General features: G+C 68.6%; 16 protein-coding genes. 11 read left to right on the top strand and 5 right to left on the bottom strand.

What is annotated here, in order from left to right; genetic code table 11:
- Positions 1-15: 15 nt before the first annotated feature.
- From AC3A4E_RS13545 to AC3A4E_RS13525, 5 genes are all read left to right on the top strand, one after another.
- Positions 16-660 carry a histidine phosphatase family protein gene (locus tag AC3A4E_RS13545; protein ID WP_487631935.1) on the top strand — a complete coding sequence of 215 codons (645 nt, stop codon included), beginning with the start codon at positions 16-18 and terminating at the stop codon, positions 658-660.
- Complete coding sequence (folC, locus tag AC3A4E_RS13540) at positions 657-1,922, top strand: bifunctional tetrahydrofolate synthase/dihydrofolate synthase (RefSeq protein WP_487631934.1); 1,266 nt, start codon at positions 657-659, stop codon at positions 1,920-1,922. Before AC3A4E_RS13545 ends, folC begins: the two co-directional genes overlap by 4 nt.
- Positions 1,923-1,979: 57 nt before the next feature.
- Positions 1,980-3,005: an SPOR domain-containing protein gene (locus AC3A4E_RS13535; RefSeq protein WP_487631933.1), complete on the top strand. Its 1,026-nt coding sequence runs from the start codon at positions 1,980-1,982 to the stop codon at positions 3,003-3,005.
- Between the two features lie 75 nt (positions 3,006-3,080).
- Complete coding sequence (gene purF / locus AC3A4E_RS13530; protein WP_232134509.1) at positions 3,081-4,547, top strand: amidophosphoribosyltransferase; 1,467 nt, start codon at positions 3,081-3,083, stop codon at positions 4,545-4,547.
- Complete coding sequence (locus AC3A4E_RS13525; RefSeq protein WP_487631932.1) at positions 4,544-5,374, top strand: ferritin-like domain-containing protein; 831 nt, start codon at positions 4,544-4,546, stop codon at positions 5,372-5,374. Before purF ends, AC3A4E_RS13525 begins: the two co-directional genes overlap by 4 nt.
- Before the next feature lie 27 nt (positions 5,375-5,401).
- Here the strand turns inward: AC3A4E_RS13525 and lpxH are convergent, their stop codons facing one another.
- Positions 5,402-6,148, bottom strand: coding sequence for a UDP-2,3-diacylglucosamine diphosphatase (gene lpxH, locus AC3A4E_RS13520; RefSeq protein ID WP_487631931.1), 747 nt, complete (start codon positions 6,146-6,148; stop codon positions 5,402-5,404).
- Between the two features lie 80 nt (positions 6,149-6,228).
- Here lpxH and gltX point away from each other — a divergent pair, with 80 nt between their 5' ends.
- Genes gltX through AC3A4E_RS13505 form a run of 3 tightly spaced genes read left to right on the top strand, consistent with a single transcriptional unit; the run spans position 6,229 to position 8,680 of the window.
- Positions 6,229-7,629, top strand: coding sequence for a glutamate--tRNA ligase (gltX, locus tag AC3A4E_RS13515; RefSeq protein ID WP_487631930.1), 1,401 nt, complete (start codon positions 6,229-6,231; stop codon positions 7,627-7,629).
- Between the two features lie 18 nt (positions 7,630-7,647).
- Positions 7,648-8,157, top strand: coding sequence for a P-loop nucleotide/nucleoside kinase family protein (locus tag AC3A4E_RS13510; protein WP_487631929.1), 510 nt, complete (start codon positions 7,648-7,650; stop codon positions 8,155-8,157).
- Between the two features lie 31 nt (positions 8,158-8,188).
- On the top strand, positions 8,189-8,680 hold the full coding sequence (locus AC3A4E_RS13505; RefSeq protein WP_487631928.1) for a transcriptional repressor: 492 nt from the start codon (positions 8,189-8,191) through the stop codon (positions 8,678-8,680).
- A gap of 42 nt (positions 8,681-8,722) precedes the next feature.
- Here the strand turns inward: AC3A4E_RS13505 and AC3A4E_RS13500 are convergent, their stop codons facing one another.
- Entirely contained in the window at positions 8,723-9,913 is a 1,191-nt protein-coding gene (locus AC3A4E_RS13500) for an MFS transporter (RefSeq protein ID WP_487631927.1), read from the bottom strand.
- Positions 9,914-10,157: 244 nt separating this feature from the next.
- On the opposite strand from AC3A4E_RS13500, the gene AC3A4E_RS13495 reads away from it, so the two are divergent.
- A complete protein-coding gene (locus tag AC3A4E_RS13495; RefSeq protein ID WP_487631926.1) occupies positions 10,158-11,072 on the top strand; it encodes a LysR family transcriptional regulator in 915 nt (304 codons plus the stop codon).
- 4 nt (positions 11,073-11,076) lie between these two features.
- Here AC3A4E_RS13495 and AC3A4E_RS13490 read toward each other — a convergent pair whose 3' ends face one another.
- The 3 genes from AC3A4E_RS13490 to AC3A4E_RS13480 form a co-directional block, all read right to left on the bottom strand.
- Entirely contained in the window at positions 11,077-12,309 is a 1,233-nt protein-coding gene (locus tag AC3A4E_RS13490) for an MFS transporter (RefSeq protein WP_487631925.1), read from the bottom strand.
- Complete coding sequence (locus tag AC3A4E_RS13485) at positions 12,306-12,755, bottom strand: MarR family winged helix-turn-helix transcriptional regulator (RefSeq protein WP_487631924.1); 450 nt, start codon at positions 12,753-12,755, stop codon at positions 12,306-12,308. Before AC3A4E_RS13485 ends, AC3A4E_RS13490 begins: the two co-directional genes overlap by 4 nt.
- 173 nt (positions 12,756-12,928) lie before the next feature.
- On the bottom strand, positions 12,929-15,136 hold the full coding sequence (locus AC3A4E_RS13480) for a TonB-dependent receptor (protein ID WP_487631923.1): 2,208 nt from the start codon (positions 15,134-15,136) through the stop codon (positions 12,929-12,931).
- A gap of 74 nt (positions 15,137-15,210) precedes the next feature.
- Between AC3A4E_RS13480 and AC3A4E_RS13475 the strand changes: the two genes are divergently transcribed.
- Together AC3A4E_RS13475 and AC3A4E_RS13470 are read left to right on the top strand one after the other, a co-directional pair.
- The gene (locus AC3A4E_RS13475) at positions 15,211-15,606 is read left to right on the top strand and encodes a MerC domain-containing protein (RefSeq protein ID WP_232134517.1); all 396 of its coding nucleotides are present in this window, start codon (positions 15,211-15,213) and stop codon (positions 15,604-15,606) included.
- Between the two features lie 107 nt (positions 15,607-15,713).
- Positions 15,714-15,896: a 30S ribosomal protein THX gene (locus AC3A4E_RS13470; RefSeq protein WP_232134518.1), complete on the top strand. Its 183-nt coding sequence runs from the start codon at positions 15,714-15,716 to the stop codon at positions 15,894-15,896.
- The last annotated feature ends 55 nt before the right edge of the window (positions 15,897-15,951 follow it).

The following is a 15,951-nucleotide window of genomic DNA, read 5'->3' as shown; positions in this document are numbered from 1 at the left end:
TCGAGGAACCGCGCGATGAGAATCCTGCTCGCCCGCCACGGCGAAACGCCATGGAATGCCGAAGGCCGTTACCAGGGACAGGAAGACATCCCGCTGTCGGAGGTCGGTGAGCGCCAGGCGGCATTGCTCGGCGCACGTCTCGCCGATGTGCAGATCGATCGCGCTGTCGCGTCTCCGCTGTCGCGCGCCGACCGCACCGCGCGTCTGGCGCTTGGCGAAACACGCGCGTCCACACTGTTGACGGATCCCGGCCTCGCCGAGATCGCCCACGGCACCTGGGAAGGCCTGCTGGCCGGCGAGATCCGCGAGCGCGATCCCGAACGCCTGACCGCCTGGCGCGACGCGCCTGACACCGTGCAGATGCCGGGCGGCGAATCGCTGCAGCAGGTGTTCGACCGCGCATGGCCTGCATTCGCGCGTGCCGTCGACGGCCTCGGGCCGGACGACACCGCGCTGATCGTCGCCCACGACGCGGTCAACCGCGTGATCCTGTGCCGCGTGCTCGGCATTCCGTTGTCGCGCCTGTGGACGTTCCGCCAGGCGCCGACGACGTTGAACCTGCTCGAAGGCCCGGATGTCGACCATCTCGACGTGGTGCGCCTCAACGATTGCGCGCACCACACCGCGTTCTTCGGCGAGGCGGTCCACCGCGCGCTATGAGCAACATCCGTTCGCTGGCCAACTGGCTGTCGGCGATCGAGGCGCGCCACCCCACCGAGATCGAGATGGGCCTCGACCGCGTCGGTGCGGTCTACGCGCGCATGGACTGTGGCCGACCCGCGGCGCAGGTGATCACGGTTGCCGGCACCAACGGCAAGGGCTCGACGGTCGCGTTCGTCGAGTCGATCGCCTGCGCGGCGGGCTGGCGTGTCGGTGCCTACACGTCGCCGCACCTGCTGGCCTACAACGAACGCGTGCGCATCGAGGGTCGTGATGTCGACGATGCGGCGCTGGTCGAGGCCTTCGAGGCGGTCGAAGCCGCGCGCGGCGATACCCCGCTGACGTACTTCGAGACCGGCACGCTGGCGGCGCTGTGGCTGTTCGCTCGCGCGGAGCTGGACCTGGCGGTACTCGAAGTCGGCCTCGGCGGCCGCCTCGACGCGGTCAACATCGTCGAGCCCGATGTCGCCGTGATCACCACGGTCGGACTCGATCACCAGGACTGGCTCGGCGACGACATCGAGACGATCGGACTCGAGAAGGCCGGCGTCGCGCGGGCGTGGAAGCCGCTCGTGCTGGGCGATACCGATCCGCCGGCGAGCGTACTGCGGCACGCCTACCGCATCGGCGCGGTCGCGATCCGCGGCGGCAGCGATTTCCTGTACGCGCCGGCCGGCGAGGGACGCTGGACCTGGCGCGAGGTCGGCTTCGAGGTCGAACTTCCGTTGCCGGCGCTCGCGGCCCCGGTGCAGCTGCGCAATGCCGCAGTGGCGATCGCCGCGGTGCGCGCGCTGGATCGTGAAGTCGAGGACGCCGCCCTGATTACAGGGGTCGGCGGTGCGACGGCTGCCGCGCGATTGCAGCGCTTCGATCGCAACGGCATCGAGGTGGTCGTCGACGTGGCGCACAACCCCCAGGCAGCGCAGGCGCTGGCCGACTGGCTGGCGGTGGCGCCGGTCCCGGGGCGCACGTTCGCTGTCTACGCGTCTCTGGCGGACAAGGACGTGGTCGGCGTGGTGGACGCGCTGGCAGCGCGCATCACGCACTGGCATCTCGCCGACCTGTCCGGCCCGCGCGGCCAGGACGCCGCAGCCCTGCGCGACCGTCTGCCGGGGGTTGCGGGCGGAATGACGCTGCACGCGGATGTCGATACCGCGCTGACGGCAGTGCTGGAAGCGGCCAATCCCGGCGACCGCGTACTCGTGTTCGGCTCCTTCCACACGGCCGCCGCCGCACTGGCCGTGCTGCAGGGTGGGCGTTAAGAAGCAGCGCCGCAGCCGGGCGTATAATTCCGCTGGCCGCCTGTGTACGGATTCCGCATGACGCCTGCATTGAAACAACGCCTGATCGGCGCCGCCGTGCTGATCGCGCTGGCGGTGATTTTCCTGCCGATGCTGGTCAAGGGGCCTGCCCCGGAAAGCGGATTGCCCGACATGCCGCTGCAGGTGCCCGATGCGCCCGAAGGCGGATACCGGACCGTGGATCTGCCGCTCGTCACGCCGCCAGCGGCGCGCGAGGGCGGCGTACTCGCGGGTGCGACGCCGGTGTCGGAGACCGCGCCTGCTGCGCAGGCGGCCACGCGTCCCGATGGTGCTGCGCTGCCGACCGTTGATACCGCCGAGCACGAGACCCCGCTGCCGGCGACAGCTGCGGGCGGTGGCTACGCGGTGCACTACGCGGCGTTCGCCAATGAAACCGATGCCGACGCGATCCTGCGGCAGCTCCGCCAGTCCGGTCTGACCGGTTTCCGCGAAGGCTTCACCCTCAACGGCAAGCCCGCGCAGCGTGTGCGCCTGGGGCCGTATGCGAACCGCGCCGATGCCGAGATCGTTCGCGTGCGTGCGGCGCAGGTGCGCGATGACGTGACCCCGCGGGTGGTCGCGCTCGACGCGGGCGCCCGTCCGGATGTGCCGCGCCCGGAAACGCCGGCTGCGGCTGCACCTGCCGCCTCGCGCCCGACCGCCGCGCAGACGCCTGCCACGCCGACCACCGAACAGCTGCCTGAAGACGCGCCTGTCGCGCGTACGCCGCCCGCGCAGACACCGCCTGCCGCTACGCCCGCGCCGCCGCCGGCACCGCCGGCGCCGCCCGCAGCGGCGCCGACGTCCGGCACCGGTTTCATCGTGCAGCTGGGCGCCTTCAGCAACGCCGCAGAAGCCAACCGCCTGCGCGATCGTCTGCGCGGCGCCGGCATCACCGCGTTCACCGATTCGGTCGATACCGACAAGGGCCGCCTGACCCGGGTCAAGGCCGGTCCGGTTGCAACCCGTGGCGAAGCCGACCAGCTGAAGACGCGCGCACGCAGTGCGGTGGGCGTCGACGGTCTGGTCCGCGCGCACCCCTGACGGGCACCGCGCAGACCGCGTCCCACACTTCATACCGGCGCGTCCGCGCGCCTCAAGCAGAACTGGAAATCGAACATGTGCGGGATCGTCGGAATTGTCGGAACCTCTGAAGTCGCAGCCGCGTTGTATGACGGCCTGACGGTGCTGCAGCACCGCGGGCAGGACGCAGCCGGCATCGCCGTCTCCAGCGGCACGGTGATGCGCGTGCACAAGGGCAACGGCCTGGTGCGCGACGTGTTCGACACCAAGGCGATGGACCTGCTGCAGGGTCGCGTGGGCATCGCGCACTGCCGCTATCCCACCGCCGGCAGTGAAGGTCACGACGAGGCGCAGCCGTTCTACGTCAACTCGCCCTACGGCATCGCGCTCGCCCACAACGGCAACCTGGTCAATACCGACCAGCTGCGCCAGCAGGTGTTCGAGACCGACCGCCGCAACGTCAACACCGACTCGGATTCCGAAGTCCTGCTCAACGTGTTCGCGCACGAGCTGGACCGCGAGAAGGCGCTGACGCCCGAGGCCGCGTTCCGCGCCGTCGAAGGCGTGAACCGCCGCGCCAAGGGCGGTTACGCCGTGGTCGCGACGGTGCTGGGTCTGGGCCTGATCGCGTTCCGCGATCCGCACGGCATCCGCCCGCTGGTGCTGGGCAAGCGCGAGACCGCCGAGGGCACCGAGTACGCGGTGGCGTCGGAATCGGTCGCGCTCGACATCCTCGGTTTCGAACACCTGCGCGATGTCGAGCCGGGCGAGGGCATCGTGATCACGCCGCGCGGCGAGCTGCATCACCGCCAGTGTGCGCCGCAGCAGCCGCACGCGCCGTGCATCTTCGAATACGTGTACTTCGCGCGTCCGGACTCGATGATCGAGAACATCTCGGTGCACAAGGCGCGCATGCGCATGGGTGTGACGCTGGGCGAGAAGATCCTGCGCCTGCGACCCGACCATGACATCGATACGGTGATTCCGATTCCGGACACCTCGCGCGACGCCGCGCTGGAAATCTCCAACACGCTCGGCGTGAAGTACCGCGAGGGCTTCATCAAGAACCGCTACGTCGGCCGCACCTTCATCATGCCGGGGCAGGGCGAGCGCGCGAAGTCGGTCAAGCGCAAGCTCAATCCCATCCCGCTGGAATTCCGCAACCGCGTGGTGCTGCTGGTCGACGATTCGATCGTGCGCGGCACCACGTCCAAGCAGATCGTGCAGATGGCGCGCGACGCCGGCGCCAAGAAGGTCTATCTCGCCTCGGCCGCGCCGCCGGTGCGGCATCCGAACATCTACGGCATCGATATGCCGTCGGTCGATGAACTGGTCGCGCACAACCGCACCGAGAAAGAGATCGAGGAATTCCTCGGTTGCGACTGGTTGATCTACCAGGACCTCGCCGATCTCGAAAGCGCGGTCGCCGGGCCGAAGTTTCCCGAGCGCCGCTTCGACAGTTCCTGCTTCAGTGGTGAATACGTCACTGGCATCGAGGCGGGTTATTTCGAGCGCCTGCAGCAGCTGCGCAGCGACGACGCGAAGAAGAAGCGCCGCGCGTGAGCACGGCGGTGGTCGCGGACGCCGCGGATCTGTTCGCGGCCGCGCGCCACTGCCTCGATACGAGCGATCCCGATGACAAGATCGCGCTGACCGGCGCCTACGCGCGCCGGTTCCGCGACGGCGAACTGCCACTCGACACGAACGCACCCGCGCCAGAGCCGATCGGCATGCCGGGACGCCCCGAGCGCCCGAAACTCGTGCATCCGCGCGAGCTGCCACGACGTGGTCTCGGCAGCGACGAAGGCCGCGCGGCCTTCATCCACGCGATCGCGCACATCGAACTCAATGCGATCGATCTCGGCTGGGACGCGGTCTATCGCTTCCGCGATCTGCCCGCCGACTACTACGCCGACTGGGTGTCGGTCGCTGCTGACGAGGCTCGGCATTTCGTGCTGCTGCGCGACCGGCTGCGCGACCTCGGGTTCGACTACGGCGATTTCGACGCGCACAACGGTCTGTGGGAAATGTGCGAGAAGACCGCGCACGACGGCATGGCGCGCATGGCGCTGGTGCCGCGTGTGCTCGAGGCGCGCGGGCTGGACGTCACGCCCGGCATGATCGTCAAGCTGCGTTCGCTCGGCGATCACGAAACCGTCGCCGTGCTCGAAGTGATCCTGCGCGAGGAAGTCGCGCACGTCGCCGCCGGCAGCCGCTGGTTCCGCTGGTTCTGCGAACGCCGTGGCGTAAAGCCCGAATCGACATTCCGCGATCTGCTGTCCGAGTACGCGCGCGCCGTGCTGCACGGCCCGTTCAATATCGACGCACGCGCCGCGGCGGGATTCAGCGAAGAAGAACTGGCCGCGCTGCAGGCGATCGCCGAACGCTGACCACAACGCTGCTTCTGCGGGCCGCGATCAGACCGCGGTAGGCAGCGCCGACAGTTCCAGCCGCCCGTCCGCATACGCACGCAGCACCGACCCCTGTTCGAACCAGTCGCCGAGCACGATGCGGCGGCAGTCGCGGCCGTCGACCTGCAGGTCGTGGATCGCAGGGCGGTGCGTATGGCCGTGGATCATCGTGTCGACGCCGTAACGCGTGAACCAGTCCTCGACCGTTGCTGGCGCCACATCGGTGACCGTTTCCATCGTGCCGTCGCCCCGCAGCGTGGCCGCGCGCGCCTGACTGGCGTCGCGTGCGTGCTGGGCGAATGCGAGCCGCGCCGGCAGCGGCTGCGCGAGCATGTGCGCCTGCCACGCCGGATTGCGCACCTGGTTGCGCACCGCCTGGTATTCGACATCGCCGGTGCACAGCAGATCGCCGTGGGTCAGCAGCACCGGGCGGCCGTAGAGCGTGATCACCGCAGGGTCGGGCAGCAGTGACATGCCAGCGCGTCGCGCATAGTCGTGGCCGACGAGGAAATCCCGATTGCCGTGCATGAACGCGACCGGCACGCCAGCGTTCGACAGCGCGGTCAAACGCTCGGCGACCTGCGCGCCGGCCTCGGACGGATCGTCATCGCCGACCCACGACTCGAACAGATCGCCGAGCACGTACAGCGCATCGGCGCCGCGCGCCTCGCCATCGAGAAACGCGAGGAACAGCGCGGTGATCTCCGGACGCGCCGGATCCAGATGCAGGTCGGAGATGAAAAGCGTCGTCATGGCGCCATTGTAATCCGGCTGCCGGGGCCGGCTGGACGCGCCGGTTAGAATGCGCGCTGTCCCCACGCCGAGTTCCGCGCATGTCCTGCCGCACCCGTTTCGCCCCCAGTCCCACCGGCTACCTGCACATCGGCGGCGCGCGCACGGCGCTGTACTGCTGGCTGGAGGCGCGGCGTCGCGGTGGCGAGTTCGTGCTGCGTATCGAAGACACCGACCGCGAGCGCAGCACCCAGGCCGCGATCGACGCGATCCTCGAGGCGATGGAGTGGCTGGGCCTGGGCTACGACGAAGGCCCGATCTACCAGACGCACCGCCTGGACCGTTATGCCGAAGTCGCCGAGCAGCTCGTTGCCGACGGCAAGGCCTACTACGCCTACGAGTCGAAAGCCGAACTCGACGCGATGCGCGAAGCCGCGATGGCCGCGGGCGACAAGCCGCGCTACAACGGCGCCTATCGCGAGCGCAACGAACCGAAGCGCGACGACCCCAACCGCGTGATCCGCCTGAAGAATCCGCTCGAAGGCACCGTGGTCTGGGAAGACAAGGTCAAGGGCCGCATCGAGATCGCCAACAGCGAACTCGACGACCTGGTGATCTTCCGCCCGGACGGCTACGCGACCTACAACTTCGCCGTCGTCGTCGACGATCTGGACATGGGCATCACCGATGTCGTGCGCGGCGACGACCACGTCAACAACACCCCGCGGCAGATCAACATCTACCGCGCGCTCGGCGCGGAAGTGCCCGCGTTCTCGCATCTGCCGATGATCCTCGACGAGCAGGGGGCCAAGCTGTCCAAGCGCACCGGCGCCGCCGATGTCATGCAGTACCGCGACGCCGGCTATCTGCCGCACGCGTTGCTGAACTATCTCGTGCGTCTGGGCTGGTCGCATGGCGATCAGGAGATCTTCTCGATCACCGAGATGCAGCAGCTGTTCGACCTCAAGGACGTCAACGCCAAGGCCGCGCGCCTCGACCTGGCCAAGCTGGGCTGGCTCAACCAGCAGTACCTGAAGTCCGACGAGCCGGCTGCGGTCGCCGCGCATCTGGAGTGGCATCTGCGCAATGACGGTTACGACCTGTCGGCAGGTCCGGCGCCGGCCGATATCGTCATCGCGTTGCGCGACCGCGTGCAGACGCTCAAGGAAATGTCCGAGCGCGCGGCGGTCTGGTATCGCCCGATCGCTGCATACGACGAGAAGGCGGTTGCCAAGCATCTGAAAGCCGAAGCACGCGCGCCGCTGGCCGATGTCCGTGCGCGTTTCGCCGCGTTGCCGGACTGGAACGTCGAGGCGATCGACGCGGCATTCCGCGAGACGGTCGAGACGCTGGGTCTGGGCATGGGCAAGGTCGCGCAGCCATTGCGTGTCGCGATCACGGGCACGCAGGTGAGTCCGGATATCGGGCACACGGTGTATCTGGCCGGGCGTGAGGAAGCGCTCGCGCGGATCGACGTGGCGATCGGAATGATTGCGGACTGACCCGTGACGCGAGCGCCCGTGCTGCTGGCGTTGGCCGGTCTGCCTGGCGTCGGCAAAAGCGTGCTGGCGCGACGGTTGTCGGTCGCGATGGGTGCGTCCTGGATCCGCATCGATACGATCGAGCAGACCCTGCGTGCGCGGGGCTGGTCTGCGGCTGCGATCGGCGCGACGGGATATGACCTTGGCGGAGCGCTTGCGGCTGATCAGCTGCGCATCGGACGGGACGTGGTTGCCGACTCTGTCAATCCGGTCGCAGCGTCCCGCGCCGCCTGGCGGCAGATTGCGCGCGAGGCGGGCGCGGGGTTCGTCGAGGTGGAGGTGGTCTGCACTGATCCACGCGTGCATCGGCAGCGTGTTGAACAGCGTGCTGCAGATATCCCGGGCCATGTACTGCCGACCTGGCAGTCGGTCATGACGCATGACTACACGCCTTGGCCCGTGGGTGGCGTACGTGTCGACACAACCGACGGGCCCGACAGCGCGCTCGCGATCCTGCTTCAGCGCGTGGTGGCCGCGCGTCCGGGTTGAGTCCAAGCCCCCTCGCACCCATCATGGACGGATGGCCAAGCACGACCACACCTGCACGGATCCGCATCACCACGTCGATGACGCCGCGAGCTTCATTCGCGCGGTGGAGCACGCCTCCAGCGAACGCGGCCTGCGGCTGACGCCTATCCGCGCCTACGTGCTCGGGTTGATCGCCAAGGCCGGCAAGCCGCTCAAGGCCTACGATCTGCTCGACCAGGTGCGTGAGGGCGACGGCCCGGGCGCGGCCGCGCCGCCGACGGTGTACCGCGCGCTGGATTTCCTGCTGGCCAACGGCTTCATCCACAAGCTGCAGTCGGTCAATGCATTCGTGGCCTGCCACCACCCGAGCACCGCGCAGCATTCGGTTCCGTTCCTGATCTGCGACCGCTGCCACAGCGCCGTGGAGCTGGAAGACGAGGCGGTCGTCGCCTCGCTCGACGAGCGCGCCCGCGCGCTGGGGTTCGTGCCGCAGGCGCAGACGCTGGAAGTACACGGCCTCTGCGCGCAGTGCGCGGACGCCTGATCTGATCCGCGGGCCGGCCGTCCTGGCCTGCCCGCTGCCTCGTCAGCGCCAGCCCTGTCGGGGCAAAGACGCCACCCCTGCGATGAGCAGCAGCGGCAACGCCGCGAACGCGAGACTCTGCGCGCCGATACGGTCGAGCAGCAGGCCGCCGAGCACGCCGCCACCGGCGATGGCGAGGTTCCAGCCTGTGACGAGCAGCGATTGCGCGAGATCCGCCGAGGCGCCCGCGCGCCGCGCGAGTGCGGTCTGGAACAGCGTGGCGACGCCGCCGAAGGCCAGGCCCCAGATGCCGATTGCAGCAGCGACGACGACGGTCGTCCCCGGCCAGATTGCGAGCAGCGCCGCGGCAAGTACGAACAGAGTCACGCTGATCAGCACCAGCGGCCGCATCCAGCGGTCGATCAGGGCGCCGACCGCCCAGATGCCCAGTAGCGACGCGACGCCGAACAGCAGCAGCGCACGGGCGATCGGCAGCGCGCCGTCCGACAGCGCGATCAGCGGCGCGATGTAGGTGTAGAGCAGGTTGTGCGCCAGCACGTAGAGCAGCATCACCGTGAGGACCTGTCCGATGCCGGGCAGCGCAATCACCGCACGCAGTCGCGGCGCGCCCTGGCTGTGCTCGCCGGGCAGCTCGGGCAACGCCAGGCGCGCCCAGGCCAGCAAGCCCAGGCTCAGCAGCGTCATCACACCGAAGGTCCAGCGCCAGCCCAGGACTTCGCCCAGCAGTGTGCCGGCCGGAATGCCGAGCGACAGCGCGAGCGGGGTGCCTACCATCGCCACTGCAATCGCCCGTCCCTGTTGCGCCGGCGGAACCAGCCGACTCGCAAAGCCTGCAAGCAACGCCCACAACAGGCCCGCACTGACACCAGCGACGAGGCGCGTGCACAGCGTCAGCCAATAGACCGGCGAGAGGGCGGTGAGCGTATTGGCGGCCAGAAAGCCGGCAATCGCGAGCAACAGCAAGCGGCGCCGCGGCCAGGCACGCGTGGCGACCACCAGCGGAATCGCGGCGAGCAGCGAACCCAATGCATAGACCGTCACCAGCTGGCCGACCCAGGCTTGGCGTACGCCCAGGCCCGCCGCCATCTGCGGCAACAGGCCCGCCGGCAGGACTTCGGTGAGGATCGTGACGAAGCCCGCGCAGGCCAGCGCCAGCAGGCCGGCAAGCGGAAGCCTGGGCGCCGCATGCGTGTCCGCGGGCGGGTCGACGATGGTGCATCCGGACGTGCTCATGGTGCGATGCGCCGAAGCGACGCGAGCGCGGGGCGCGGACTGCCTGCGCGTGCAGGTGGGCAGGCGGCGGAGTTGGATCCGCAGGGAAGCGGACGCAGAGAACGGGAGCGGATGGGGCGGCGATACGGCATGGGCTGGGCCAGTGGTGGAAAGCAGCGTCATCGTGTTGCGTCGTCCAAGCCCGATAAAGACGGCTAGAGTTCCGCTCACCGTGGACATCGATGTCCGCAATGCGAGTCGACCCGTGGACAGCCTCGGCAGCCTGAATGTGTTCGTCCATGCCGCGGAACAGCGGAGTTTCGTCGACGCTGGCCGTGTGCTCGGCGTGTCTGCGGCCGCGGTCGGCAAGAGCATCGTGCGGCTGGAACGCGCGCTGGGTGTCCGGCTGTTCCATCGCAGCACGCGCAGCGTGACCCTCACTGACGCAGGTCAGATGTTCCTGCTGCGCTGCAGGCGCATCCTCGCCGAAGCCGACGCGGCGCAGGGGGAACTGAGCGCACAACGCGCCAGCGTGCAGGGACGCCTGCGCATCAGCCTGCCGCTGGTCAGCGAGCCGCTGCTGCCGATGCTGGCCGACTTCATGGCGGCCTATCCGGACGTCGTGCTGGATCTCGATTTCACCGATCGCGTAGTCGATGTGATCGAAGAGGGATTCGATGCGGTGCTGCGTGTCGGCGAGCCGTCGGATTCGCGCCTGGCCGCGCGCTACATCGGCCAGTTCCAGCGGCGACTGGTCGCATCACCCGACTATCTGCGCGTGCGTGGCACGCCGCGGACACCTGCCGATCTCGCCGACCACCTCTGCCTGCAATACCGCTATCCCAGCACCGGCCGTCTCGAGACCTGGCCCTTGCGCGACGCGCCCGAGCAGTTCCGCGTGCCCGAATCGATGGTCTGCAACAACGTCGAGACGCGCGTGTGTTTCGCGATCCGTGGGCAGGGCATCGCCTACGTCCCCGACTACTCGGCGCGCGCGGCCCTGCAGGACGGGCGACTGGTGACAGTACTGGACGCGCACCTCGATGCCGCCGGCAATTTCCACCTGCTGTGGCCATCCGGCCGGCATGTGCTGCCGAAGCTGCGGGTGTTCATCGATTTCGTCAGCACGCGGCTGATGGACATGGTCGCCGGCGGGACAGGTGCGCCCGAACCGGCGTGACCTGTCAGGCCGCCTTCGTCGCGAACGTGAGCCGCGCTTCGCGGATCGGCAGATTGGACGCGGCCGCCAGCAGCGCCAGCGCCATGTCGGCGTACCAGACCCACAGATAGGAGCCGGTCTTCGCGACCGCGACGCCGCCCAGCCACGCGCCGAAGAAGGCGCCGGTCTGGTGCGAGAGCAGGGTCAGGCCGAACAGCGTCGCCAGATAGCGCGGGCCGAACAGCTTGCCGACGAGGCCGGCGGTCGGCGGCACGGTCGCCAGCCAGCTCATGCCCAGGCCGATCGCGAACAGCATGAAGGTGGTCGGCGTCGGCGGCGACAGCACGTAGATGAAGATCATCACCGCGCGGCTGATGTAGATCGCGGTCAGCAGCCACTTCATGCGGTAGCGCTGGCCGAGCCAGCCCGCGCCGATGCTGCCGACGATGTTGAACAGACCGATCAGCGACAGCGCCATCGCCGACACGCCGGCCGACAGCCCGCACATCGCGATCTCGGTTGGCAGATGCGTGACCAGAAACGCGATGTGGAAGCCGCAGGTGAAGAAGCCGAGGTGCAGCAGCCAGTAGCTGCGGTCGCGCAGGGCGATGCGCAGTTGCGCGCGCAGGCCGATGTCGTCGTCCACAATTGGCAGAACGGCTGCGCCCGATGCAGCAGGCGGCAGTTTGCGACGACGCAGCGGCCAGGCCAGCGGCAACGTCGCCAGCGCGGTGGCCGCCATCGCCCATGCAGCGGCGGCCCAGCCGAATGCACCGATCATCGTGGTTGCGAATGGCGCGTAGAGGAACTGTCCGAACGAGCCTCCGGCGTTGACCACGCCCGACGCCATCGAGCGCTTCTCCGCGGGAATCACCCGCGCGGTGCTGCCGATCAGGATCGAGAAACTGCCCGCACCCGCGCCGGCCGCGCTGATCAGACCGAGGGTGAGCAGCAGGCCCCATTCGGATGCGAAGAACGGCGCAGCGGCCATGCCGGTGACCAGCAACACGCCGCCAAACACCAGCACGCGGCCGCTGCCGCGCTGGTCGGCGATGGCACCGAACACCGGCTGCACAGCGCCCCAGACGAACTGGCCGACGGCCAGCGCGAAACTGATCGCGGCGATGCCCAGCCCCGTGTCGGCGGCAATCGGTTGTACGAACAGGCCCAGCGACTGCCGGATGCCCATCGTGATCATCATCATCGCGGTGGCGGCAAGCACCAGCGGCCACCAGCGCGAGGTGACGGGCGCGCTCATGCTGCGATCTTCCGGGTCACGCGGTCGAGCACAGCGTGCAAACGGCCGACCTCGTCGACGCCCATCAGCGCTTCGACCTGCACCTGCGTCGCGCGCCACAACGGCTCGGCCTGTTCGATCACCGCGGCGCCCGCGGCCAGAACTTCGATCCGGCGCTGGCGTGCATCGTCCGGATCGCGCTGCAAACGCACCCAGCCGGCGGCGACCAGATGTTTGAGGTCGCGGCTCAGCGTGCTGCGCTCCATGCCGAGCGTAGTGGCAAGCTCGCCGACGGTGCGAGGCTGGATCTGCGCGCGGCGCAGGATCGCGTACTGGTTGACGTTGAGCCCGGCCGGCGCCAACGCCTGGTCGTAGCGCTGGGTCATCATCCGGCTCAGCTTGCGCAGGCGATGGCAGCTGCAGCCGAAGGCGGGGGAATCGAGCGGGTCGGGCGCGGCATCGGCCATTGCGTGTATCTGCATCGGATTTTGGATGTATATACATCTAATTCATCGCGAGCGCTGAATCCGGCGAAGCGAGCAAGCGACAAGCCCATAAAAAAAGCCCCGCACCGGAGACCGGGGCGGGGCGGTGACGCACGCGTCACTGGAGAGAACGGAAACCGGTCAGCGCACGCCGATCAGAAATAGACGCGGATGCCGCCGGCGATGGTGCGACCCGGCAGCGGCGCGAAGTCGCGCAACAGCGATGTGTGCGGGCGGGCTTCTTCGTCGGTCAGGTTGCGACCGTCGAGGAACAGTTCCCACTGGGTGCCGTCCGCTTCGCCGACGCGCCAGGCGACGCCCGCGTTGACCAGCGTGTAGCCGGGGCTCGGATCCTCCAGCGCGGCTACGCGGTCCTGCTTCTGGTGGCGCACCGCGCCGACGTTCGCGCGCCAGCCGCCGAGGGTCCAGTTGATGTCGGCGCCGATACGCGACGGTGCGATGCGCGGCAGATCGCCGCCCAGCGGAATGTCGGCGTGGTAGTGGTGGCTGTGGTCGCCGTGCGGGACGTCGAAATGCACGTGGCGGGTGCCGCTGCCGTCGAGCTCGGCACGCACGACATCGCCGAATACGCGCAGGTCGAAATCGCCGGCATCGGATTCCAGCAGGTGGAACTTCGCCTCGGCCTCCGCGCCGCGGAAGGTCGCGTCGCCCTGCGTCCACAGCCGTACCGGGAAGCCCTGCTCAGCGACGCCGGTGTCGGTGAGGTAGGTGAAGCGCTTGAACTTCGTCTGGTACACAGCGGCCTTGAACTCGACGCGGTCGGTGTGCGCGTGCAGGCCCAGTTCCAGACGCTGCCCGCGTTCGGTTTCAAGATCCGCATCGCCGATCTCGATCGAGCGCGTGGCGATGTGTGGGCCGGCCGCGAACAGTTCCTCGTTGGTCGGTGCGCGCTCGGAGACGTCGGCGCCGAAGCGCAGGTCGAACACGTCCGACAGATGCCAGATCGCCGCGCCCGACAGGCTGCTGGCATCGAACTTGCGCGAATTCCCCGTGATCGGGTCGATCTCCACCCGCTCGTGACGGCCGCCGAACTCGAGCTTCACCGGTCCGAATTCCTTCTCCTGCACGACGAACAGGCCGAGGGTGTCGGTCACGCTCGGCGGCACGAAGGCCTCTTCGCCGACCGCGCCGAAATCGACATGGCCGATCTGCAGGCCGAACGCGCCGTCCCAGCCGTTGAAGGTCTTCTGCACCGCTTCGATGCGCGCCTCGGTGCCCTTGTTGGTGAAGCGGGTCGCCGGCGTGTCGCCTTCGAGTTCGACGTGTTCGTAGTCGTTGTAGGCCGCACGCACGTTCAAGGCGCTGAGGAACGGCAGCGGGTCGTAGAGGCCGCCCTTCAGATCGACGCGGTTCTGCACCATGTCGATGCGCACCGAGCCGTGTTCGTCGTGACCTTCCTCTTCGTGATCATGGTCGTGATCGTGGTCATGGCCGCCTTCTTCGGCATGCACATGCGCGCCGTCCGGCAGGCCGTAGTTGGTGCGGTAGGTGCTGACCGCGACGCCGAGATGCCCACGCTCGCCGAAGTAGGTCGCGCCGACGGCGCCGGCGCGCGTGCGGATCGAACTGTTGGGCAGGGTGCCGAACGCGTTCTCTTCGTCCGCGTGTTCGTGGTCGTGATCATGGTCATGATCATGGTCGTGATCGTGGTCCTCAGGCACCTGGGCGAAGCCGGGGATGTCGAAATCGCCGGTGTTGCGGATCAGGCCGTCGACATGCAGCACCAGGTTGTCGCCACTCACGCCGTCGAGGCGGAACATGCCGCTGCGCTCGTCGTTGCCGCTGGCCGCTCGCAGTTCGGCGCGGCCGCTGATCGGACGATCCGGCACTTCGCGCGCGATGCGGCCGTCGACCACATTCACCGCGCCGCCGATCGCGCCGCTGCCATACAACAGGTTGGCCGGGCCCTTGAGCACCTCGATCTGATCGGCGAGGAAGGGTTCGATGCTGACCGCGTGGTCGGCGCTGACCGTGGACGCGTCCATGCTGCCGATGCCGCCCGAGAGCACCTGCACGCGCGGGCCCTCTTGGCCGCGGATGATCGGTCGGCCGACGCCGGTGCCGAAGGAGCCGCTCTGCACGCCGGGCAACGAAGACACCGTGTCGCCGAGGTTGCCGGACTTGCGATCTTCCAGCGCGTCGCCATACAGCACCTCCACCGGGTGTGCGAGATTCTCGGCATCGCCGCCGAGCGGCGTCGCGGTGACCTGCACGCGGTCGAGCGTGGTGGGATGCGCATGCGTCTGGCTGGTGGACTGGGCGAACGCGGCGGCCGGCAGCAGCAGGGCCACGGCGATGGCGAGACGGGTCGGGACGGGGGCGGAACGGCGGCTTCTGGTCATTGCGGATGCAGTACACTGGTGGGCGAAGAGGGAATGTTATAATGTTACGCAAATCCCCGCACCCCCCAAAAGACATGCCTGCACACAATTCCACCCTGCAGCGCGCAGACCGCGTCGGCTTCGCCGCGTCGTTCCTGTGTGCGGTCCATTGCGCGCTGTTGCCGGTGGCGCTGGCACTGCTGCCGGCGTTCGGTCTCAACGTGGGCGGCTGGGTCGACATCGACCAGGCCTTCGTCGTGTTCGCCACGCTGCTGGGCGCGACTACGCTGACGCTGGGCTGGCGCCGCCATCGCGCATTCCACGCCTGGATGCTGCTGATTCCCGGCCTGGCGCTGGTGTGGGCCGGCTCGTTCACGCACCTGCACGACCACACCATCACCCACGCCGTGGTGATGACCATCGGTGGCCTGCTGCTGGCGGGTGCGCATCTGCTGAATCTGCGCCTGACCCACGCCCGCGCAGGGCGCTGAGCGGCTTCACAGATCGGGCCGCGTGCTAGAATCCGCGGTCCTGTGCGCCCTGGCGGCGCACGTACGCGCCAAACGAATTCAACACGCAGCACTCCAGGAGCACAGTAATGGGCAAGGGCGACCGCAAGACCCTCAAGGGCAAGCGCTACAACTCGAGCTACGGCAACAGCCGCTCGAAGGGCCTGATCAAGGCCACCGGCACCGCGACCGCACCGGTCGTGAAGAAGGCCGCCGGCAGCAAGACCGTCGCCAAGGCACCGGCGAAGAAGGCCGTCGCGAAGAAGGCCTGAGTTTCAGGCCCGCCGCGCGTCGAAAGCCCCGCATCCGCGGGGCTTTCGCGTTTCA

This window comes from Luteimonas sp. Soil_N_1, from assembly GCF_057656255.1.
Note: the sequence above shows the minus strand (reverse complement) of the source record. Positions and strands in the feature narration are given on the sequence as shown.

What these genes read in the sequence shown, in the direction of transcription:
- AC3A4E_RS13545 (WP_487631935.1), top strand. Translation starts at nt 16, where the DNA reads ATGAGAATCCTGCTCGCCCGCCACGGCGAAACGCCATGGAATGCCGAA.
- folC (WP_487631934.1), top strand. Translation starts at nt 657, where the DNA reads ATGAGCAACATCCGTTCGCTGGCCAACTGGCTGTCGGCGATCGAGGCG.
- AC3A4E_RS13535 (WP_487631933.1), top strand. Translation starts at nt 1,980, where the DNA reads ATGACGCCTGCATTGAAACAACGCCTGATCGGCGCCGCCGTGCTGATC.
- purF (WP_232134509.1), top strand. Translation starts at nt 3,081, where the DNA reads ATGTGCGGGATCGTCGGAATTGTCGGAACCTCTGAAGTCGCAGCCGCG.
- lpxH (WP_487631931.1), bottom strand. Translation starts at nt 6,148, where the DNA reads ATGACGACGCTTTTCATCTCCGACCTGCATCTGGATCCGGCGCGTCCG.
- gltX (WP_487631930.1), top strand. Translation starts at nt 6,229, where the DNA reads ATGTCCTGCCGCACCCGTTTCGCCCCCAGTCCCACCGGCTACCTGCAC.
- AC3A4E_RS13505 (WP_487631928.1), top strand. Translation starts at nt 8,189, where the DNA reads ATGGCCAAGCACGACCACACCTGCACGGATCCGCATCACCACGTCGAT.
- AC3A4E_RS13500 (WP_487631927.1), bottom strand. Translation starts at nt 9,913, where the DNA reads ATGAGCACGTCCGGATGCACCATCGTCGACCCGCCCGCGGACACGCAT.
- AC3A4E_RS13490 (WP_487631925.1), bottom strand. Translation starts at nt 12,309, where the DNA reads ATGAGCGCGCCCGTCACCTCGCGCTGGTGGCCGCTGGTGCTTGCCGCC.
- AC3A4E_RS13485 (WP_487631924.1), bottom strand. Translation starts at nt 12,755, where the DNA reads ATGGCCGATGCCGCGCCCGACCCGCTCGATTCCCCCGCCTTCGGCTGC.
- AC3A4E_RS13480 (WP_487631923.1), bottom strand. Translation starts at nt 15,136, where the DNA reads ATGACCAGAAGCCGCCGTTCCGCCCCCGTCCCGACCCGTCTCGCCATC.
- AC3A4E_RS13475 (WP_232134517.1), top strand. Translation starts at nt 15,211, where the DNA reads ATGCCTGCACACAATTCCACCCTGCAGCGCGCAGACCGCGTCGGCTTC.
- AC3A4E_RS13470 (WP_232134518.1), top strand. Translation starts at nt 15,714, where the DNA reads ATGGGCAAGGGCGACCGCAAGACCCTCAAGGGCAAGCGCTACAACTCG.